Here is a 20088-nt window from a genome sequence, read left to right as displayed (position 1 = left end):
CTTAAACCGGGAAGAAACGCTGGCCAGCTGCGGCCATAGCGCGGGTTTTATCTGTTACCTGATAAATTTCGCCTAAATGGGCGTACTTATCAGCCAGGGCGACAAAGTTCGCCAGCCCGATAGTGTCGGCATAACGTAACGGGCCGCCACGGAACGGAGGGAAGCCTAAACCATAAACCAGGCCCATATCCGCTTCGGCGGCGCTTTCGACGATGCCTTCTTCCAGACAGCGGATGGTTTCATTGATCATCGGCACCATCACGCGGGCAATGATGTCGTCGCTACTGAAGTCCTGCTTATCAGCCGCAATACCGGCTAACAGGTTAACAGCGACCGGGTCGACGTCTTTTTTCGGCTTACCCTTGGCATCTTTGCTGTAAGCATAGAAACCCACGCCATTTTTCTGGCCGTAGCGCTCGGCTTTGTACATAGCGGCAACCGGGTCGTTATCCAGTTTCGCCATGCGGCTGGGGAAACCTGCCGCCATTACATCAGTACAGTGATAGGCGGTGTCTAAGCCAACCACATCCAGCAGGTAAGCCGGGCCCATTGGCCAGCCAAACTGCTTTTCCATGACTTTATCAATTTGGGCAAAGTCGGCACCGTCCAGCACCAGTTTGCTAAAGCCGGCGAAGTAGGGGAACAGCACGCGGTTAACAAAGAAGCCCGGACAGTCGTTGACCACGATAGGCGATTTGCCCATCCTGGCGGCATATGCCACTACAGCCGCAACCGTTTCGTCGCTGGTGTCTTTACCGCGGATAACTTCTACCAATGGCATGCGGTGTACCGGGTTAAAGAAGTGCATACCACAGAAGTTTTGCGGCCGGCTTAAATTAGCCGCCAGTGAATCAATAGAAATGGTCGACGTGTTAGAGGTTAAAATCGCATCTTCTGCAATTAAGCCTTCAACTTCTTTTAATACCGCGCCTTTTACTTTCGGGTTTTCGACTACTGCTTCAACGACGATATCAACGCCTTTAACGGTTTCGTTACTCAGCGTCGGGGTAATAGAGGCAATGACTTTTGCCATGCCGATGGCATCAAGCTTTTTGCGCTCGACCTGCTTACCCAGTAGCTTGGTCGCTTCGCCCATACCCAGCTGCAGGGCTTTGTCGGCGATATCCTTCATGACTACCGGTACGCCTTTTAACGCAGACTGATAGGCAATACCGCCACCCATGATGCCAGCGCCCAGTACTGCGGCTTTATTGACAGCTTTCGTGGCCGTTTTTGCGGCTTTTTTCGCTTTGCCTTTAATCAGCTGATCGTTCAAGAACAGGCCAATTTGCGCTGTCGCGGCATCGGTTTTCGCCAGTTTGGCAAAACCGGCATTTTCCAGTGCCATAGCGCCTGCGCGATCTAAACCGGCAGCTGCTTCGATGGTCGATACGGCCACCATAGGTGCAGGGTAGTGCTTACCGGCAGTGGCGAATACCATACCTTTTGCAGTAGAGAAGCTCATAGTGGCTTCGGTTTTATTCAGTTTCAGCGGTTCTAACTTAACTGCGCGTTTTTTACGCCAGTTCAATTTGCCGGCAATGGCATCTTCCAATACGCTAAGGGCTGCGGCTTCAAGCTTTTCTGGCGCCACTACAGCATCAATTAAACCAAACTTTTGTGCTTGTTCGGCGCTGTGGTCTTTACCGGTGGTGATCCACTCCATTGCATTGTCTGCGCCGATAATACGTGGCAGGCGCACTGTGCCGCCAAAGCCTGGCATTAGGCCCAGTTTAACTTCTGGTAAACCTATTTTTGTGGTGGTATCGGCAACGCGGTAATCGGCAGTAAGTGACCACTCACATCCACCACCCAGCGCGAAACCTTTGAGGGCTACTACCGTAGGTACCGGTAAATCTTCGGCCAGATCAAAGATATCTGATGCCTGTTTTATCCAGGGAATGAGTTCGTTTTCCGGGCGCTGAAAGGTGCTTAAAAATTCAGTAATGTCGGCGCCGACAATAAAGGTGTCTTTTTCACTACAAAAAATAACGCCTTGCAAGGCCTTGTCAGCGTGCAGTTGCTCTAAAGCTGTCTTACAATCAGACAGTGTCTGCTGATCAAACTTGTTGACTGAGCCCTTGGCACTAAAAGCAAAACGGGCGATACCAGGTTTCAGGTAAGCAACACTGATGTTGTCACTCTGGTAAATCATAACGGTGCTCCTTGGTCGCGTATGTTAGGGTTGTTCGCAACTGGTACGATGAGGTTGTCACAGTCAGTGTGTCGCGGATCAGTAAAAAATTCAACCGTTATTTAAACGCGTGTTTGAATTGGCCGCGGTAATCAGCAGTAACTATAGGTGGTATTTCTTTCAGTTTAGAATTTTTGTCGGGGTTATCGTCGTGAAACGTATTGTTTTTATGCTGGCTAACCTGCTTTTGGCGCCGCTGTCTGCGGCGTCGGTGTCTTCTGAGGCAGCGTTACGGAACGAATTTCTGCAGGCCGAGCGCCAGATTGGCAGTTTAAAGTACGAACAGGCACAAAAGGTGCTGAAAAAGTTTGCTGACTATCCGTTGCAGCCCTATCTTGAGCAGCGCCGGCTGCAACAGTTTCTGACAGCCGATGAGCGTATCAGTGCCTTTTTGCAGCAGCATACCGGCACCCCGATGGATTGGCCGCTGCGTAAACCCTGGTTACTGGATTTAGCCCGCCGCGGCAAAAGCCAGTTATATCTGGCCAATTACAAAGGCTCTAAGGATGCTGAGCTGGAGTGTCTGGCGCTGCGGTTTAAACTGGCAGAGAAGAACGCTGATGCAGCTGCACTTTGGCTCGATGTCAGCCGTTTGTGGGTGGTGGGTAAGTCGCAGCCTAAAGCTTGCGACCCCTTGTTCAGTGCCTGGCGTAAAGCCGGCCAGCAGACACCAGAGCTGGTATGGCAACGGCTGATACTGTCTGCAGAGGGCGGGGATGCCAGCCTTATCCCCTATCTAAAAACGCAACTGCCGGCGGCTCAGCAGTATCTGGCGGATATGTATCAGCAAACCCGGCGTAATCCTGCGGTTATTGCCAACAGCAAGTTCTTTGCGCTGAAAACAGTACAGGAGCGCGACATTGCTGCCTACGGCATGAAGCGCCTGATCTGGCGACACCCGGATCAGGCCCTGCGGGTATGGCAGAAGTTTGTCAACGACCCCTATTTTAGCGCAGGCCAGCGGCTTGATGTACAGCGCCAGTTTGCTATAGCGCTTGCCAGTAAAGGGGATGACCGCGCTGCGCAGTGGTTTGATGAATTACCGCCCGAGCTGATTGACAGTACGCTGGCGCACTGGCAGGTAAGCCATGCGCTGGCGCAGCTTGACTGGCCTGAGGTTGAAAAGGTGATTACAGCATTGCCGGCTGATATTGCTAAAGATGCCAGCTGGCAATACTGGCTGGCTCGGGCGTATCAGCAGCAGGGGCAGGATGATAAAGCTACGCCGATTTTTCAGCAGCTGGCACTGCAACGGCATTTTTATGGCTTTATGGCTGCTGCCCGGTTGGGGCTGCCACCCAGTCTGGCCCATGCGCCTGTGACCGTATCGGAGCAGGAACTGGCCGGCTTGCAACAACATCCCGCCGTACGCCGGGCGCAGGAATGGCTGGCGCTTGGCCGGTTAACTGAGGCCCGCCGTGAATGGAATTACCTGCAGGACAGCTCGGATGAACAACAAAAGCTGGTATCTGCCAAACTGGCGTATCAACTGCGCTGGTATGAGCGCGCCATTTTTTCACTGGCCGATGTCGGCTACTGGGACGATGTAGAACTGCGCTTTCCGCTGGCATTTCAGGATGAAATCAGTCAGTCAGCTGCCAAGGCTGAGATTGAATCGGGTTGGGCGATGGCGATAGCCCGGCGGGAAAGCTCTTTTATGGCCGATGCTGCATCACCCGTGGGTGCGCGTGGCTTAATGCAGCTAATGCCCGCTACCGCACGGCAGATTGCAAAAAAACCGGTGCAATTGTCGCAGCTGAATAACCCGGCACTGAATATCGATTATGGTACCGATTATTTAAATTACCTGATGAAACGCAACGACGGTAATTTACTCATGGCTACAGCAGCCTACAATGCCGGTTACAGCCGGGTTAAGCAGTGGGTGCCAAAAGATTATGCCATGCCGGCTGATGTTTGGGTTGAGACGATTCCTTACCGTGAAACGCGTGACTATGTGAAAGCGGTAATGGCGTATTATCAGATCTATAATATCCGGCTGAATACCCCTACAGACGTATTTAAACCACTGACGACAATGCAGATTGGGGTCGTGGTGGATTAATGTTATGATGCCCCGCATATTTTTCAGCCAACAGGTCAGACACTTATGACAGCTTCTTATCAGAGCCTGTACCAGGCCCATATTATCGAGTTACAACTGCGCACCCGCCGTTTATTAGAGCGGGAAAATCTGGATGCGCTGGTTATTCATTCCGGCCAGACCCAGCGTAAGTTTCTTGATGATATGGATTACCCGTTTAAAGCCAACCCGCTGTTTAAGGCCTGGCTGCCGGTAATTGATAATCCACATTGCTGGCTGATTGTAGACGGCGTGAACAAGCCAAAACTGATTTTCTACCGGCCAAAAGACTTCTGGCACAAAGTACCGGATGAGCCGCATGATTATTGGGCTGAGTATTTTGATATCCAGTTGCTCGACAAAGCCAATAAGGTGGAAACGCTGCTACCTTATGATAAAGCCCGTATGGCCTATTTAGGTGAGTATCTGGAAGTGGCCCGTGCGCTAGGCTTTAACGAGATTAACCCTGAGCCGGTACTGAATTTCATCCACTTTTACCGGGCATATAAAACACCATATGAACAGGCCTGCCTGCGTATCGCTAACCAAATGGCAGTGGCAGGGCACAACGCTGCTAAAGCAGCATTTTATGCCGGTGGCAGCGAGTTTGATATTCAGTTGGCGTATCTTGCCGCGGTGCGTCAAACCGAGAACGAAGTGCCCTATGGCAATATTATCGCGCTGAATCAGAATGCCGCTATTTTGCACTACACTGCACTGGAACGCACTGCGCCAGCCAAGCGCCATTCGTTTCTGATTGATGCCGGTGCTGAGTTTAATGGCTATGCCGCGGATATCACCCGTACCTACAGTTACGATACTCAGGACGAGTTTGCCAGCCTGATCACGGCTGTAAATGACGTGACGCTGGAGCTGGCTGCGGCACTAAAGCCGGGCCTGAAATACGGCGAGCTGCATGTGAAATGTCATCAGCGTATTGCAGAGATTCTGCAACGGTTTGATTTCGTCCGTATGTCAGCAGATGCGATTGTCGAAACAGAGATCAGCCGTACGTTCTTCCCGCATGGTTTAGGCCATCATCTGGGGTTACAGGTGCATGATGTTGGCGGCTTTATGGCTGATGAGCGCGGCACCCATGTGGCAGCACCAGAAAGCCACCCGTACCTGCGCTGTACCCGTACGATAGAGGCAAATATGGTGTTTACCATTGAGCCTGGTCTGTATTTTATCGACAGCCTGTTGGCCGATTTGGCTACCACTGAGCACGATAACGCCATTAACTGGCAGAAAATTGATGCATTCCGCCAATATGGCGGTATTCGTATTGAAGATAACATCATTGTGCATCAGGACCGCAACGAAAATATGACCCGTGAACTTAAGCTGGCTTAACACCTAAGGACGCCAACAGGGTATGCAATACCGCTCGATAATCCGGATCCTGGGGCTGCTGATTGCGATTTTCAGCATTAGCATGGTGCCGCCGGCATTTGTAGCTTATTGGTATAAGGATGGTGCCGGCGTACCCTTTATTCTGTCTTTTGTGCTGTGCGTGGTTATCGGCTTTCTGATCTGGTATCCAAACCGGCAATATAAAGAAGAGCTGAAAGTTCGGGACGGCTTTTTAATTGTCGTCTTGTTCTGGATAGTACTGGGGGCGGTAGGGGCTATTCCGTTTATGCTGGCCAGCAATCCGCACCTGAATCTTGCCAGTGCGATGTTTGAAGCCTTTTCCGGCCTGACAACGACCGGGGCTACAGTGCTGACGGGCATTGAGTTTCTGCCAAAAGCCATTCTGTATTACCGTCAGCAGCTGCAATGGCTTGGCGGTATGGGGATCATCGTACTGGCCGTTGCCATTTTGCCGATGCTGGGTGTAGGGGGCATGCAGCTGTACCGTGCCGAAACACCGGGCCCGGTAAAAGATAACAAGATGACACCGCGCATAGCCGATACAGCAAAGCATTTGTGGTATATCTATCTGGCATTAACGCTGTCCTGCGCTTTGTCATTTTATCTGGCAGGCATGGACTGGTTCGATGCGATATGCCATGCGTTTTCTACTGTAGCTATAGGTGGTTTTTCTACATACGATGCCAGTATTGGTCATTTTCAAAGCCCGTTGATCAACGCTATCTGTATCTTGTTTTTGTTATTAGGCGCGGTGAATTTTCCACTGCATTTTGCTGCTATCCGTGGCAAAAGTGTCAGCACCTATTTTCGCGACCCTGAATTTAAAGCGTTTCTACTGATACAGGCCGCGCTGGTGCTGATTTGTTTTGCCGTATTGCTGTATACCAATGTCTACAGCAGTAGCGCCGAAGCCCTGAACCATGCTGCATTTCAGGCGGTATCGATATCGACCACCGCAGGGTTTGCTACCGACGGTTTTGCCGCCTGGCCCTTGTTTTTACCGATATTGCTGATTTTTTCCAGCTTTATTGGTGGTTGCGCCGGTTCTACCGGCGGAGGGTTAAAAGTAGTGCGGGTGTTACTGCTGTTTTTACAGGGGATCCGTGAGCTGAACCGGCTTATTCACCCCCGGGCGGTGTACGCCATTAAACTGGGCCGACGGCCAGTGGCAGATCGCATTGTTGAGGCGGTATGGGGATTTTTTGCAGCTTATGCGCTGGTGTTTGTCGTCATTATGTTGCTACTGCTGATGACCGGTCTGGACAATATTACCGCCTTTACCGCCACGGCCGCCTGTTTAAATAACTTAGGCCCCGGCCTTGGCGAAGTGGCAGCGAATTTCGGCGCTATCCCTGATAGCAGCAAATGGTTGCTGATTGTTGCCATGGTGTTTGGCCGGCTTGAGGTGTTCACACTGCTGGTGCTTTTCACCCCGGCATTCTGGAAAGACTGACGCCGGCGGGGCCGGCATCAAGTGTCAGATAAAGATTGCACTGACCTGGAACAGTTTTTCCACTTCAATGATGTGTTTCTTATCCACCATAAACAGGATAACGTGATCGTCTGTCTCGATTACCGTACTGTCGTGGGCAATTAATACTTCATCGCCGCGCACTATGGCGCCGATAGTGGTACCCGGTGGCAACTTGATCGCGCCAATCGGTTTTCCCACGACTTTGCTGGTACTGCTGTCTCCATGCGCAATGGCTTCTATGGCTTCAGCGGCGCCGCGGCGCAGCGAGTACACATTCACGATATCACCGCGGCGGATATGCGTTAGCAGCGCCGAGATAGTCGCCTGTTGCGGCGACACCGCGATGTCAACTTCGCCGCCCTGCAGCAGATCAACGTAGGCACCGCGCTTGATCAGTACCATGGTTTTCTGCGCACCCATCCGCTTAGCCAACATAGCCGACATAATATTGGCTTCATCATCGTTGGTAACCGCAATAAACACGTCTACCTGTTCGATGTTTTCTTCTTCCAGCAGCTCTGGATCTGACGCATCACCAACATATACCACGGTATTATCCAGCGAGCTGGATAAAAACTCTGCGCGTTCTTTACCGCGTTCTATCAATTTTACGCTATGGGTTTTTTCCAGCGCGCGGGCCAAGCCAAAGCCGACATTACCGCCTCCGGCAATCATAATGCGGCGGTAGCTGCGCTCCAGCTTTTGCAGCTCACTCATTACCGCACGGATATGTTTAGTGGCGGCGACAAAAAACACTTCGTCGTCGGCTTCAATAATAGTGGTGCCAAGCGGCTTTATCGCATGACCGCGACGGTATATAGCCGCTACCCGGGTTTCGATATTCGGCATATGCTCTTTCAGCGCAGATAATGCGTGGCCAACCAATAAACCACCATAGTAGGCTTTGACTGCAACCAGGCTGACTTTGCCACCAGCAAATTCTACCACCTGCAAAGCGCCCGGATAGTCAATCAGCCGGCGGATATAGTTGGTAACCAAAGCCTCTGGGGCAATGAAGTGGTCAACCGGCATATCGTCTTTATGAAACAGCTGGTCTCTATACTTCAGATACTGGTTCGTGCGGATGCGGGCAATTTTAAGCGGAGTACTGAAAATACTGTATGCCACCTGACAAGCGACAATATTTACTTCGTCGCTGTTGGTTACCGCGACGATCATATCAGCGTCTTCTGCACCGGCTTTTTTTAAAATATCCGGGTGTGAGCTGTGGCCATGCACCACCTGTAAGTCAAACCTGTCCTGCAAGGCCCGGAGCTTGTCGATATTAATATCTACTACTGTGATATCGTTTTGCTCACCCACCAGGTTTTCTGCCAGCGTGGCACCAACCTGACCTGCGCCTAAGATAATAATCTTCATGCTTGCTCACTATCTCGCTATTAAGGCTGATAAATGTCAGCGTACCTGTTTAACCAGCCGGGCATAGAAAAAACCGTCCACATCGCGCTCGCCAGGTAGTATTTGCCAGCCGTAGTTCGCGTTGTCTGGCTGATGCGGCAGCGCGACTAAACTGGCATCACTCTTTTGCTGTAAGAACTGTTCAATCTGCATGCTGTTTTCCTGCGGTAGCACACTGCAGGTTGCATACAGCAGGCTACCACCCGGCGCCAGCAGCGCCCAGCACTGCTGAAGTATACGCTGTTGCAGTTCGGCAAGAGCTGGAATATCTGCCTTCTTGCGCAGCCAGCGGATATCCGGATGGCGGCGTATTACGCCGGTGGCTGAGCAAGGGACGTCCAGCAGAATCCGGTCAAACAGCTGGCCTTGCCACCAGGTGGTCGGTTCGCTGGCGTCGGCGGCAATCACCTTGGCTGTAAGGCCAAGCCGCGCCAGGTTGTCGTGCACCCGCATCAGACGTCTGGCGTCTTTGTCCAGTGCTGTTACGCTGGCATCGGGTGCCAGTTCCAGAATATGACAGGTTTTACCGCCCGGCGCGCAACAGGCATCGAGTATTTGTTGGCCGTTTTGCACATCGAGCAGGGTTGCAGCATATTGCGCTGCCGCATCCTGCACTGAAAACCAGCCATCGCTGTAACCCGGCAGGCTAGTGACATCCTGCGCTTGCGCTAATTTAATTGCTGCTGGCAGGTCTGCCAGTGGCCGGCTATATTCGATGCCGGCACGGGTTAATGCAGCGGCATAATCGGTGGCACTGATTTTGCTGACATTAACCCGCAGCCAAAGTGGGGCTTTTTGCTGGTTGGCGTCCAGTATCGCCTGCCACTGCTCAGGATACGCCTGCTGCAAAGCGGTGATGAGCCAACCGGGGTGATTGAACTTAACAGCGGCCGGTGCGGCCTCGAAATTAAACAGCTCTTGCTGGCGCTGCACATTGCGCAGCACGCCATTAATCAATTTGGTTAACGACTGGCCTTTTAACTCGCGTGCAGCCTCTACCGTTTCACTTATCGCCGCATGGTCCGGAATGCGCATAAACTTCAGCTGATAAATACCGACATACAACAAAAACTGCAGTGGCCGCAGTTGCTTGATTAGTGGTTTAGCCATCAGTTGGCTGCATACGGCCTCCAGCTGAGGCAGGTAGCGCATAACACCAAAACAGATTTCCTGCAGCAGCGCTTTATCCAGCGGGTTATCAAGTAACGCCTGAGCCTTAGGTAATACCTCGGACAGTGACATCCCCTGATCAACCACATCAAAACAGCTACGGGCAGCAAGCGCCCTTACACTCAAGCTCATTCAGACTGACCGATAACGCTGCCGACGCTGAACCAGTCAGCGCGGCCATTAAGAAAATCCGCTGCAGCCATCGGCTTTTTACCCGGTGGTTGCAACTGACTTATAATCAGTTCACCTTCGGCGCAGGCGATACGAATGCCATGTTTATCTGCACCGGTTACTGTACCAACTGGCGATGTGGTGGTGCTGTTTTGTGTGCGGGCCTGCCACACTTTAACGGTACCCTGTGGCAGGCTGATACAGCTTACCGGCCAGGGGTTGAAAGCTCTTATTTCACGTTCTAGTGCAACAGCACTTTTCGCAAAATTGAGCTGGGCTTCGTCTTTGTGCAGTTTTTCCGCGTAGCTGGCTAAATCATTATTCTGAGCCTGCGCCTGTTGTTGCAACCGGGGCAAATCTGCCAGCGCCTGCAGCAGCGCGTTGGGGCCAAGCTGAGCCAGCTTTTCGTACAAGGATGCACTGGAATCTGTGCTGCTTATCTCGCAGCTTACTTTGCTTAGCATGGCGCCGGTATCCAAGCCGGCATCCATCTGCATAATGGTAATACCGGTTTGCGTATCACCAGCCCAAATGGCCCGCTGAATTGGCGCTGCACCGCGCCATTTTGGCAATAAAGAACCATGCACGTTAATACAGCCCAGCTTGGGGGTATCCAGCACAACCTGTGGCAGAATAAGGCCGTAGGCGACAACAATCATTAAATCTGCATTTAAAGCTGCAAGTTCGGCTTGTGCAGCGGCTTTTTTTAATGATTTAGGCTGGTAAACGGTGACATCGTGCTGCATTGCCAGCTGTTTTACCGCACTGGGTTGCAATTGCTGGCCACGCCCGGCCGGGCGGTCGGGTCGGGTATATACAGCAACAACATCATGTTCAGAATTTAACAGTGCTTGCAGATGGCGCGCCGCGAAATCGGGCGTGCCTGCAAAAATAATACGTAAGGGAGTGGTCACAGTCGTTCCTGTTTACAGCGCGTGGCGCTGCGCCATTTTGGCTTCTTTTTCCAGCTTTTTCCTGATGCGATCCCGCTTTAACGGAGACAGGTAATCGATAAACAGTTTACCGAGCAAATGATCGAGTTCGTGTTGCAGACAAATAGCCAGCAAGCCGTCAGCGTGCAGTTCAAACCAGTTGCCGTCCCTGTCTTGCGCTTTTACGGTTACTTCAGCTGCCCGCTCAACTTTGGCGTAGTTCTGTGGTACAGACAAACAGCCTTCTTCATAGCTGGTTTCACCGCTGCGTGAGGTAATTTCCGGATTAATAAACACCATGGGTTCATTACGGTCTTCAGAAATATCGATCACAACAACGCGCTGGTGCACATCGATCTGAGTTGCTGCCAGCCCGATGCCGTTCTCGTCATACATAGTGTCGAGCATATCAGTCACTAATTGCTGAATCTCGGGGGTAATTTTGTCTACCGGTTTTGCTACGGTACGTAGCCGTTCGTCCGGGAAATGTAAAACTTGTAAAACTGCCATAACACCTACAAAAATATGCTTTGTTTCAAAGGTTGTGGTATGTTTTAATTTTAGCCATTAATCCGCTGTATTAACAGCTTAGTGTGCAATAATTACAACAAGATCGAGCTCAAGGATGCAGGCATGCTGAAAAAAATTGCAATGATTGTCACTCTGATTGTATTGAGTGGCTGTTTTAACGTGTTTGCGGACGTACTAAAGATCCGTGACGATGCTCCTGCAAACTATGTGGTGAAAAAAGGCGACACGTTGTGGGATATCTCTGCACTGTATTTGAACGAACCCTGGTTGTGGCCTCAGTTATGGCAGATGAACCCGCAAATTGATAACCCGCATCTGATTTATCCCGGTGATACGCTAACGTTAACTTACGATGCTCAGGGCAGGCCAAGGCTGATAGTTAATGACAATGTAAAACGCTTATCTCCAGGTATTCGTAAAACAATGAAAGGTGGAGATGCTGTAAGTACGTTGCCGCTGAGTATGATCCGCCATTATCTTACCTTCGAACAATCACTTGATGATGAACAGATCAAAGCATTACCTTATATTCTGGGGTCGAATGCCAATGTTAAGAACTCTGTCGGTGACCATACCATCTACGCCAAGGGCGTACTGGAAAGCGGGGCATCATATGGCGTGTATCGCAAAGGCAAGCCTTACATTGATTTAGAAACCGGCGACCTGCTTGGTTACGAAACTACGTTAATTGCAACTGCGCGCGCTTTCAGAAGTGGCCGTGAAGCGACAGAAGATACTCCGGCAGAGGCATCGTCTTTGAATGTGCTCAGTGTTAAGCGTGAGATCAAACAAGGTGACCGGGTTATGCCTGCGCTGGAAGGGCAAGCACTACCAGCTTTCTTTGTGATGCAAAAACCGGAGTTTGATGTGTCGGGCACTATTATCGATACCACCTCTAACCTGCGTGAATTTTCTAAATGGGATATCGTGGTGTTGAACCGTGGCACGCTGAGTGAACTCAAGGCCGGACATATGCTGGGTATTTATCGTAACTCACCTACAGTGATCGATGGCAAAAACGGTCCGGTATATGTTGAGGATGCAAACAAGCTACAAAAGATGTTTAAAAATTTTGGCGAAGATACTATCACGCTGCCACGGGAAAAAGTGGGTGAGTTGATGGTATTTAAAGTGTCTGAGCGCACCAGCTTTGCTATCGTGACCAAAACCCAACGGCCTATCCGTGTTGGTGACATGATCGCCAACCTGTAACAAATCTCAGGGAGCCGGTTTGTCATGGATGAACTCCATAACTGGCTCGCTTTAGCCTCTGTGCATGGCCTGGATGGCCTGAAGTACCAGCGACTTCGCGAGCACATCTCACTTGCTGAGCTGGTTAAACTACCGGCAAGCACGTTACGCAACATTGGCCTCACCGAACGGCAGGCATACTTGCTGGCGCATGAAGCTATGCCTAAAGCGCAATCTGCATTGCGCTGGTTAGATGCAGCACAGAACCATCACGTTATAACTTATGCTGATGTGCGCTATCCGTCGGTATTGAAACAAACGAAACAGCCTCCACTATTATTATTTGTAAAAGGTGATCCGCAGCTGTTGTCGCAACAACAGCTGGCAATGGTCGGAAGCCGGCAGCCAACCCCAACCGGGCGCAAAGTGGCCTATAACTTTGCGGCTGAGCTGACACAACAGGGCTATCTGGTAACCAGCGGTATGGCCCGTGGTATTGACAGCGAGAGCCACAAAGGTGCGTTAAGTGCAGGTGGCCTCACAATAGCCGTATTGGGCCATGGTTTAGAGCAGGTCTATCCTTCGTCTAACAAGATATTGGCACAGACCATCGCTGAGCAAGGCGCCCTGGTATCGGAGTATTTTCCGGATGTGCAGGCCAGAGCCGAGTTTTTTCCACAACGTAACCGCATTGTCGTTGGATTAAGCATAGGTACTATAGTGGTTGAAGCGGCGCTGAAAAGCGGCACCTTGATCAGTGCCAACCTGGCCGCTGAGTACAGCCGCGATGTGTTTGCGGTGCCTGGCCCGGTGTACAGCCCACAGTCGGCGGGTTGCCATGCGCTGATTCAACAAGGCGCTAAACTGGTCACCAGTGTGGCCGATATAGTGGAAGAATGGAGCTTTTTTAGTCAAAGTTGTCTAAAAAGTAGTATTGAGGAAGAAAAAAGTACGGAAACGGACTTGTTTGCCCGTCAGTTGTTGGCTAACGTAGGAGATGAAGTTACCGCAGTTGATCTGATTGCAGAGCGCGCCGGTTTGGTGATAGCTGATGCAACAATAGCGCTGCTGCAGCTGGAGTTGGCTGGAGAAGTAGCAGCAGTTCCCGGTGGCTACATAAGAGTGAGGAGTGCCTGAGTATGTTTGATATCCTCGTTTACCTGTTCGAAAATTATATCCACAACGAATCTGACATTTACGTTAATCATGCTGATCTGACCAAAGAGCTAAGCCGGGCGGGTTTTCATGACGACGATATCTTTAAAGCGCTAAAATGGCTCGACAATCTGTCTGCGCTGCAGGAAAGTCACGTCAAGCCTTACTTATCAAAAGGAGCGTCCAACGCAACTCGTATTTACAGTGCGCCTGAACTGGCAAAACTGGAAGTCGAGTGTCAGGGCTTCTTGCTGTTTCTGGAGCAGATCAATGTACTCGATGCTGTTACCCGTGAAATGGTGATTGATAGAGTGATGGATTTAGATGGTAACAGCATCAGCCTGGAAGATTTAAAATGGGTGGTACTGATGGTGCTGTTCAACGTTCCAGGCCATGAATCCGCCTATGCCCAGATGGAAGACTTAATTTTTGATGAACCTGAAGGGCCGCTGCACTAAGCGGCCTTTAACTTTATGACCGACGATTCTGCGCTATTCTCGTTGCCACAACAGCAGCAACTGTGCCCTTTATGCCAGCAACCCCTGGTGATGAAATCCGGTAAAAACGGTCCTTTTCTCGGCTGTAGTGCTTACCCGGCTTGTCACTATATTAAAGCATTGCATCAGCATGAAACCGCGATTGTAAAAGTGCTTGAAACCGAACCATGCCCAGAGTGCGGTGCTGCGTTAGCGGTAAAGAATGGTCGCTATGGTATGTTTATCGGCTGCACAAACTATCCCGACTGCCATTTTGTTGTACACGAACAAGATGAACAGCCTGAAGCTGAGCGGTTGCTTTGCCCTAAGTGCAGTAATGGCCACATGACTGAGCGGGTGAATAAATTTGGTAAGCACTTCTGGGGCTGCGATAACTACCCCAAATGTAAGTTTTTACTAAATGACCAACCTGTTAGTGGGCAGTGCGCCGACTGCGACTTTGGTTTATTGATCTATAAAAAAGGCCAGCTATTCTGTGCCGATAAGCGCTGCGGTGTAAAGCAGCCGGTGCCAGACTAGCACCGGCCTCATTCTTACTTCAGCCTGGCGGCCATTAGTGCCAGTTCAGGAAAGGCCGTTTCAGGCAACAAGCTGATCAATGTCTCAAACCGGGCTTTAAGTTCCGCTGTTGTCGCACCGGACAAATTAATATGGCCCATCTTTCTGCCTGCCCGTTTCGTTTTACCGTACCAGTGCAGGTGTAAGCCTGGTATGTCCAAAATAGCTTCCGGCACGCTTTCTTCGCCAAGAATGTTTACCATCAGGCTGGGGCGAACTAACGCAGCACTGCCCAAAGGTAAATTACACACAGCACGTAAATGCTGTTCAAACTGGCAAACGTCGGCACCTTGCTGCGTCCAATGACCAGAGTTATGTACCCGCGGGGCAATTTCGTTAACCAGCAGCTCGCCGTTAACGTCAAAAAACTCTATCGCTAATACACCAATGTAGTTGAGTTGATTAGCCACCGCAGTAAACATCTGCTGTGCCTGTTGTTGCAGTTGCTCATTCCCGGCTGCCGCCAGCGATACGCTAAGCACACCATTGACGTGATGGTTCTCAGTTAGTGGAAACACCTGCACATCACCATTGGCTCGGCGGGCACCAATCAGTGAAACTTCACGCTGAAACGGAATAAACTGCTCGGCAACGATGCTTTGTTTACTGTCTGCCTGAAGAAACGCATCCAGTTGCTGCCACAGTGCAGCGGCATCCTCAGCGCGCTTTAAGCGCCATTGGCCTTTGCCGTCGTAGCCAGCCAGTGCACTTTTAAATACTAAGGGTAAACCCAGTTTGCGAATAGCTTGTTCAAAGTCCGTTTCGTTATTAACGATATGATAAGCGGCAGAACGCACAGCTGCGTCATCCAGCAACTGTTTTTCTAATCGACGGTCACCACCGGCTTTTATCGCGGTTTCGCCGGGTAAAAACTTACCGCTTTGCTGACACTGCGCCAGAATCGGTAGAGGTATATGTTCAAACTCTGCTGTAACAACGTCGGCATCGGCAATGGCCTTGTCCAGACCTTTACCTAAAGGCTGCTGTGTTAACGGGTGCACTATACTGTCGCTGTTAACATCATACGCACTGATGCTGATATTCAGCGGTGCACCGGCTAGGGACATCATCCGCGCTAGCTGGCCGGCTCCCAGTACTAATACCTTCATAATTGCACCTGTGATGGATCTGGCTGGCTTAACACCATATCTGTTTGCGCCTGACGGAACTCATCGATTTTTTTCATCAGTTCAGGGCTGTGTGTGGCCAGAATTTGCGCCGCTAATAAACCGGCGTTGGCTGCACCCGCATCGCCAATGGCTAAGGTGCCTACTGCTACGCCCTTTGGCATTTGTACAATAGATAACAGTGAGTCCAGGCCTTTTAGTGCTTTTGACTGCACAGGCACACCTAACACCGGTAAACTGGTGAAGGCTGCTGCCATGCCAGGTAAATGCGCAGCACCACCGGCACCGGCAATAATTACTTTCAAACCGCGGCTGGCTGCAGAGCTGGCGTAATCCGCCAGTAACTGCGGTGTGCGGTGTGCGGAAACAACTTTGGTTTCATAGGCAATACCGAATTTATCCAGCATATCAGCGGCGTTTTTCATAGTAGGCCAGTCTGAAGTGGAGCCCATGATGATACCAACTTGCATTGTTGTTTCCTTCTGAACGTGATGAACTAAAAGCGTGAAGGCGCTATTATAGCCAGTTGCGCAAGCGAAGAAAATTTTAACTGTGAATTTCCGTTCGTATACTGGAGTAACTGTAAGAAATGACGGCGTTGGATTCTGTAATTCAGGCTCTGAATGACGGTGGTGTAATAGCCTACCCGACAGAGGCGGTATTTGGCTTGGGCTGTGATCCTGACAATGAAACGGCAGTAATGGCATTACTGGCGATAAAGCAACGCCCGGTTGAAAAGGGTCTTATCCTGATTGCTGCCGATTACTCACAGCTTTTGCCCTATGTGGATGATACTGCTATACCCCAGGATAAACGCGCCAAGATTTTCGCAAGCTGGCCAGGCCATGTTAGCTGGGTGCTACCAGCTGGCGCGACCGCTCCCAAATGGATTACTGGTCAGTTTGATTCCATCGCCGTGCGCGTCAGCGCTCATCCAATCGTACAGCAGCTGTGCCGGGCTTACGGCAAACCGCTGGTGTCAACCAGCGCGAATTTATCCGGCCAACCATCAATTACCGATCCGGTTGAGCTGGAGCAAAGTTTAGGTTCGCTGTTATCAGCTATTATGCCGGGCGCTTTGGGCGGCGCGACGCAGCCGAGCCAAATCCGCAATGCGTTAACCGGCGATATCGTAAGGAGTTAAGGTGGCACAGACACAACCGCATGAGCATTTAACGGCTGTACAGCAGTTTTTACAACAGTTGCAGAATAGTATTTGCAGCTGCCTGGAACGTGCTGATGGCAAAGCGCAGTTTGTCGAAGACGCCTGGCAGCGTGCAGAGGGCGGCGGTGGTAAAAGCCGGGTGCTCACAGGTGGCGCTGTGTTTGAACAAGCCGGGGTTAACTATTCTCATGTGTTTGGCGCTAACATGCCTGCGTCTGCAACTGCACACCGGCCGGAATTGGCCGGGCGCAGCTTTAATGCCTGTGGCGTCTCTTTGGTTATTCATCCCAACAACCCTTATTTGCCAACCACACATGCTAATGTGCGGTTTTTTATCGCGGAAAAAGCAGGTGAAGCGCCGGTATGGTGGTTCGGCGGTGGCTTCGATTTAACACCTTTTTACCCGTTTGAAGAGGATGTGGTGCATTGGCACCAAACAGCCAAAGCTGCGGTGGACCCGTTCGGTGAACAATACTATCCGGCGTATAAAAAATGGTGTGACGACTATTTTTATCTGAAACACCGCAACGAAACCCGTGGTGTCGGTGGTTTGTTCTTTGATGACTTAAACCAACCGGGTTTTGATACAAGCTTCGCATTGATGCGCTCAGTCGGTGAGGCGTTTATTCCGGCCTATCTGCCGATAGTTGAGAAGCGCAAAGTTACACCCTTTGGCGAGCGCGAACGACAGTTCCAACTATACCGCCGTGGCCGTTATGTGGAATTTAATCTGGTGTATGACAGGGGAACCTTGTTCGGCTTGCAAAGTGGCGGCCGTACAGAGTCGATATTAATGTCAATGCCACCGCTGGTGCGCTGGCAGTATGGTTATCAGCCGGAAGCGGGTAGTGCAGAAGCGCAGTTGTATCAGCGCTATTTAAAACCACAGGATTGGCTGAAGCTTGAGCCTTAACAGTTGATCATATGGCTCGCCAGTTGACCTATCGACTGGCGAATGCCCTCACGCAGCATTCTATTTTCAATCACTTCATCCAGCGCTTGGTTCATACAAAACATCCATTGATTGCGCAATTGCTCGTTTACCGTGAATGGCAGATGCCGTGCGCGTAGGCGAGGGTGACCATACTTTTGCTCAAATAGTGCCGGACCGCCAAGCCAGCCCGACAAAAATTCATAAAATTTTTGCCGGATAACATCTAAAGGCAAAGGGTGAATAGCGTAAAGTTCGGCCGCTTGCGGTGCCGTTTCCATAATGTCGTAAAAGCGGTTGGCTAACCGGCGTACAGTCTGTTCGCCACCCATCAATTGATAGGGTGGTTCATCCGGGGTGGGATGAGACTTGCTATTTGCAGTCATTTTATTAACAATCTTCTGTATTACATTTTTGATGGACATTCGTTGTGGACCGTTACGCTGTTTTCGGAAATCCAATAGGGCAATCCAAGTCACCCTTTATTCACCTGCAATTTGCACAGCAATGTGCGCAGCAACTGACATATGAGGCCATTCTAGCACCGCTCGATAGCTTTGCCGACAGCTGGCAGCGTTTTGTTGCTGCAGGTGGTAAAGGTGCTAATGTGACTGCGCCGCTCAAAGAACAGGCCTTTCAGTTAGCTGCTTGTTTGTCTGAGCGGGCAAAACAAGCGGGTGCAGTTAATACGCTTTATATAGATGAAGCCGGGCAGCTATGCGGCGACAACACCGATGGTTGTGGTTTGGTTGCCGACTTGCAGCGTTTAGGCTGCAAACTTGCTGATGCTAAAGTGCTGCTATTAGGTGCAGGCGGTGCAAGCCGGGGAGTTATCGGGCCTTTATTGTCCGCTGGGGTTGCCCAGATTGTACTGGCGAATCGCACACCGGCAAAAGCAGCGACAATAGCGAGCTGTTTCGACAACCGCGTGCAGGCGGTAGGGTTTGCTCAGATCCCTGCGCTGCGTTACGACCTGGTTATTAATGCCACCTCATCTGGTTTAACCGGGGAACGACCGAATATTGCCGCTGAGCATGTTCACCAGTGTGCGCTGGTTTATGACATGTTGTATGGCAAAACGCCCACTGCATTTTTGCAATGGGCAAAACAACAGGGCGCGCAGCGCTGTGAAGATGGTCTAGGTATGTTGCTGTCTCAGGCGGCCGAGGCATTTTTTATCTGGCGAGGTGTAAGGCCGGATATTACGCCGGTATTAAGCTTAGTTCAGGAGCAACTGGCGCAATGAACCAAAGCATCATCTTCAATAATGATTTTGCTTTGACAGCTGAGAACAATGCCGTGGTGTTCAGCTGTCTGGTCTCCGGGCTAAAAGTAATGTGTTTTATACCTTTAGCTGAAGGTATAACTGCGCCACTTTTTCTACAACAGGTAAAAGCGGATGCTTTTACCTGGGAAGATTTCGCCGAACAAGCAATCGCTGACGATGCTTTTAATGCTGCAGGAGAGATCTGGCTTTAAACTTCAGCCAGATATTCATTCTTTAACCGTACATAATTTGCAGCGGATTCACTAAGGAAAGCTTTTTCAGCATCATTTAATAGTCGCGCCTGTTTTACCGGGCTACCGACATATAAATAGCCGCTTTGCAGATGCTTACCCGGCGGTACCAGGCTGCCCGCGCCGATAATGACATCATCTTCTACTATGACATCGTCCATAACGATAGCGCCCATACCAATAAGAATGCGGTTTCCTATTCTGCAGCCATGAAGCATAACCTTATGTCCTACGGTAACATCTTCACCAATAACAAGCGGCGAACCAGCCGGTTTACCATTACTGGGCCTGGATAAATGCAGCACGCTGCCGTCCTGTACATTAGTGCGTGCGCCGATGCGGATATAGTTAACATCGCCGCGGGCAGCAACTAATGGCCAGATACTAACATCTTCTGCTAGTTCAATATCGCCTACCAGTACGCTTGAGTCGTCGACATAAACACCTTTTGCCAGTTTCGGTGATACATCTTTATAAGCTCTTATCGTCATAATTCCCTCCAATGCTGAGTTATTATGCAGTAAATGTATTAAAAAAGCGCTTTTCGAGCGTTTTTTCTTCGAACGATCCTAAAAAGCCAATTTTTCTCAATTATTCG

20 protein-coding genes are annotated in these 20088 nt (G+C 50.6%); 11 read left to right on the top strand and 9 right to left on the bottom strand.

Annotated features, from left to right (window positions below; translation table 11 throughout):
- Position 1: 1 nt before the first annotated feature.
- The gene (fadB, locus tag LHL18_RS05020; protein ID WP_226766025.1) at positions 2 to 2155 is read right to left on the bottom strand and encodes a fatty acid oxidation complex subunit alpha FadB; all 2154 of its coding nucleotides are present in this window, start codon (positions 2153 to 2155) and stop codon (positions 2 to 4) included.
- 190 nt (positions 2156 to 2345) lie between these two features.
- On the opposite strand from fadB, the gene LHL18_RS05015 reads away from it, so the two are divergent.
- From LHL18_RS05015 to LHL18_RS05005, 3 genes are read left to right on the top strand one after another with little or no spacing between them, the layout of a single operon-like run.
- Complete coding sequence (locus tag LHL18_RS05015) at positions 2346 to 4259, top strand: transglycosylase SLT domain-containing protein (RefSeq protein WP_226766024.1); 1914 nt, start codon at positions 2346 to 2348, stop codon at positions 4257 to 4259.
- A 45-nt stretch (positions 4260 to 4304) separates the two neighbouring features.
- Positions 4305 to 5630: a Xaa-Pro dipeptidase gene (pepQ, locus tag LHL18_RS05010; RefSeq protein WP_226766023.1), complete on the top strand. Its 1326-nt coding sequence runs from the start codon at positions 4305 to 4307 to the stop codon at positions 5628 to 5630.
- A 22-nt stretch (positions 5631 to 5652) separates the two neighbouring features.
- On the top strand, positions 5653 to 7104 hold the full coding sequence (locus tag LHL18_RS05005; protein WP_134053496.1) for a TrkH family potassium uptake protein: 1452 nt from the start codon (positions 5653 to 5655) through the stop codon (positions 7102 to 7104).
- Positions 7105 to 7128: 24 nt separating this feature from the next.
- On the opposite strand, the gene trkA is transcribed toward LHL18_RS05005, so the two are convergent.
- From trkA to def, 4 genes are read right to left on the bottom strand one after another with little or no spacing between them, the layout of a single operon-like run.
- Positions 7129 to 8505, bottom strand: coding sequence for a Trk system potassium transporter TrkA (gene trkA / locus LHL18_RS05000; protein ID WP_226766022.1), 1377 nt, complete (start codon positions 8503 to 8505; stop codon positions 7129 to 7131).
- A gap of 36 nt (positions 8506 to 8541) precedes the next feature.
- On the bottom strand, positions 8542 to 9846 hold the full coding sequence (rsmB, locus tag LHL18_RS04995; protein WP_226766021.1) for a 16S rRNA (cytosine(967)-C(5))-methyltransferase RsmB: 1305 nt from the start codon (positions 9844 to 9846) through the stop codon (positions 8542 to 8544).
- Positions 9843 to 10799, bottom strand: coding sequence for a methionyl-tRNA formyltransferase (fmt, locus tag LHL18_RS04990; protein ID WP_226766020.1), 957 nt, complete (start codon positions 10797 to 10799; stop codon positions 9843 to 9845). Before fmt ends, rsmB begins: the two co-directional genes overlap by 4 nt.
- A gap of 12 nt (positions 10800 to 10811) precedes the next feature.
- The gene (def, locus tag LHL18_RS04985; RefSeq protein WP_134053504.1) at positions 10812 to 11327 is read right to left on the bottom strand and encodes a peptide deformylase; all 516 of its coding nucleotides are present in this window, start codon (positions 11325 to 11327) and stop codon (positions 10812 to 10814) included.
- 123 nt (positions 11328 to 11450) lie between these two features.
- On the opposite strand from def, the gene LHL18_RS04980 reads away from it, so the two are divergent.
- The 4 genes from LHL18_RS04980 to LHL18_RS04965 are packed head-to-tail and all read left to right on the top strand — an operon-like array spanning position 11451 to position 14710.
- Positions 11451 to 12560 carry a LysM peptidoglycan-binding domain-containing protein gene (locus LHL18_RS04980; protein WP_134053506.1) on the top strand — a complete coding sequence of 370 codons (1110 nt, stop codon included), beginning with the start codon at positions 11451 to 11453 and terminating at the stop codon, positions 12558 to 12560.
- A 24-nt stretch (positions 12561 to 12584) separates the two neighbouring features.
- Entirely contained in the window at positions 12585 to 13676 is a 1092-nt protein-coding gene (gene dprA / locus LHL18_RS04975) for a DNA-processing protein DprA (protein WP_226766019.1), read from the top strand.
- Positions 13677 to 13678: 2 nt separating this feature from the next.
- Positions 13679 to 14152, top strand: coding sequence for a DUF494 family protein (locus tag LHL18_RS04970; protein ID WP_226766018.1), 474 nt, complete (start codon positions 13679 to 13681; stop codon positions 14150 to 14152).
- 15 nt (positions 14153 to 14167) lie between these two features.
- Positions 14168 to 14710 (top strand): DNA topoisomerase family protein, encoded by a 543-nt coding sequence (locus tag LHL18_RS04965; RefSeq protein ID WP_226766017.1) that lies wholly within the window; start codon positions 14168 to 14170, stop codon positions 14708 to 14710.
- A 14-nt stretch (positions 14711 to 14724) separates the two neighbouring features.
- Here LHL18_RS04965 and LHL18_RS04960 read toward each other — a convergent pair whose 3' ends face one another.
- Positions 14725 to 15858: a 5-(carboxyamino)imidazole ribonucleotide synthase gene (locus tag LHL18_RS04960; protein ID WP_226766016.1), complete on the bottom strand. Its 1134-nt coding sequence runs from the start codon at positions 15856 to 15858 to the stop codon at positions 14725 to 14727.
- Positions 15855 to 16346 carry a 5-(carboxyamino)imidazole ribonucleotide mutase gene (gene purE / locus LHL18_RS04955; protein WP_226766015.1) on the bottom strand — a complete coding sequence of 164 codons (492 nt, stop codon included), beginning with the start codon at positions 16344 to 16346 and terminating at the stop codon, positions 15855 to 15857. The genes LHL18_RS04960 and purE overlap by 4 nt, the downstream gene beginning before the upstream one ends.
- 119 nt (positions 16347 to 16465) lie before the next feature.
- Here purE and LHL18_RS04950 point away from each other — a divergent pair, with 119 nt between their 5' ends.
- On the top strand, positions 16466 to 17020 hold the full coding sequence (locus LHL18_RS04950; protein ID WP_226766014.1) for a Sua5/YciO/YrdC/YwlC family protein: 555 nt from the start codon (positions 16466 to 16468) through the stop codon (positions 17018 to 17020).
- 1 nt (position 17021) lies between these two features.
- Positions 17022 to 17954, top strand: a complete 933-nt coding sequence (gene hemF / locus LHL18_RS04945; protein WP_226766013.1) for an oxygen-dependent coproporphyrinogen oxidase — start codon at positions 17022 to 17024, stop codon at positions 17952 to 17954.
- On the opposite strand, the gene LHL18_RS04940 is transcribed toward hemF, so the two are convergent.
- Positions 17951 to 18358, bottom strand: a complete 408-nt coding sequence (locus LHL18_RS04940; protein WP_226766012.1) for a group II truncated hemoglobin — start codon at positions 18356 to 18358, stop codon at positions 17951 to 17953. The two genes, hemF and LHL18_RS04940, sit on opposite strands and share 4 nt — an antisense overlap.
- Positions 18359 to 18402: 44 nt before the next feature.
- Between LHL18_RS04940 and aroE the strand changes: the two genes are divergently transcribed.
- Complete coding sequence (gene aroE, locus LHL18_RS04935) at positions 18403 to 19218, top strand: shikimate dehydrogenase (protein ID WP_226766011.1); 816 nt, start codon at positions 18403 to 18405, stop codon at positions 19216 to 19218.
- Complete coding sequence (locus LHL18_RS04930; RefSeq protein ID WP_226766010.1) at positions 19215 to 19451, top strand: DUF1488 family protein; 237 nt, start codon at positions 19215 to 19217, stop codon at positions 19449 to 19451. Before aroE ends, LHL18_RS04930 begins: the two co-directional genes overlap by 4 nt.
- On the opposite strand, the gene LHL18_RS04925 is transcribed toward LHL18_RS04930, so the two are convergent.
- A complete protein-coding gene (locus LHL18_RS04925; protein WP_226766009.1) occupies positions 19448 to 19981 on the bottom strand; it encodes a gamma carbonic anhydrase family protein in 534 nt (177 codons plus the stop codon). The two genes, LHL18_RS04930 and LHL18_RS04925, sit on opposite strands and share 4 nt — an antisense overlap.
- Between the last annotated feature and the right edge of the window lie 107 nt (positions 19982 to 20088).

It is taken from the genome of Rheinheimera aquimaris (assembly GCF_020531985.1).
Classification (GTDB): domain Bacteria; phylum Pseudomonadota; class Gammaproteobacteria; order Enterobacterales; family Alteromonadaceae; genus Alishewanella; species Alishewanella aquimaris.
Note: the sequence above shows the minus strand (reverse complement) of the source record. Positions and strands in the feature narration are given on the sequence as shown.

Excerpts from the sequence above, each read along its gene's own strand:
- fadB (WP_226766025.1), bottom strand. The coding sequence starts at position 2,155 with ATGATTTACCAGAGTGACAACATCAGTGTTGCTTACCTGAAACCTGGT.
- pepQ (WP_226766023.1), top strand. The coding sequence starts at position 4,305 with ATGACAGCTTCTTATCAGAGCCTGTACCAGGCCCATATTATCGAGTTA.
- LHL18_RS05005 (WP_134053496.1), top strand. The coding sequence starts at position 5,653 with ATGCAATACCGCTCGATAATCCGGATCCTGGGGCTGCTGATTGCGATT.
- trkA (WP_226766022.1), bottom strand. The coding sequence starts at position 8,505 with ATGAAGATTATTATCTTAGGCGCAGGTCAGGTTGGTGCCACGCTGGCA.
- rsmB (WP_226766021.1), bottom strand. The coding sequence starts at position 9,846 with ATGAGCTTGAGTGTAAGGGCGCTTGCTGCCCGTAGCTGTTTTGATGTG.
- def (WP_134053504.1), bottom strand. The coding sequence starts at position 11,327 with ATGGCAGTTTTACAAGTTTTACATTTCCCGGACGAACGGCTACGTACC.
- LHL18_RS04980 (WP_134053506.1), top strand. The coding sequence starts at position 11,451 with ATGCTGAAAAAAATTGCAATGATTGTCACTCTGATTGTATTGAGTGGC.
- dprA (WP_226766019.1), top strand. The coding sequence starts at position 12,585 with ATGGATGAACTCCATAACTGGCTCGCTTTAGCCTCTGTGCATGGCCTG.
- LHL18_RS04970 (WP_226766018.1), top strand. The coding sequence starts at position 13,679 with ATGTTTGATATCCTCGTTTACCTGTTCGAAAATTATATCCACAACGAA.
- LHL18_RS04965 (WP_226766017.1), top strand. The coding sequence starts at position 14,168 with ATGACCGACGATTCTGCGCTATTCTCGTTGCCACAACAGCAGCAACTG.
- LHL18_RS04960 (WP_226766016.1), bottom strand. The coding sequence starts at position 15,858 with ATGAAGGTATTAGTACTGGGAGCCGGCCAGCTAGCGCGGATGATGTCC.
- purE (WP_226766015.1), bottom strand. The coding sequence starts at position 16,346 with ATGCAAGTTGGTATCATCATGGGCTCCACTTCAGACTGGCCTACTATG.
- LHL18_RS04950 (WP_226766014.1), top strand. The coding sequence starts at position 16,466 with ATGACGGCGTTGGATTCTGTAATTCAGGCTCTGAATGACGGTGGTGTA.
- LHL18_RS04940 (WP_226766012.1), bottom strand. The coding sequence starts at position 18,358 with ATGACTGCAAATAGCAAGTCTCATCCCACCCCGGATGAACCACCCTAT.
- LHL18_RS04930 (WP_226766010.1), top strand. The coding sequence starts at position 19,215 with ATGAACCAAAGCATCATCTTCAATAATGATTTTGCTTTGACAGCTGAG.
- LHL18_RS04925 (WP_226766009.1), bottom strand. The coding sequence starts at position 19,981 with ATGACGATAAGAGCTTATAAAGATGTATCACCGAAACTGGCAAAAGGT.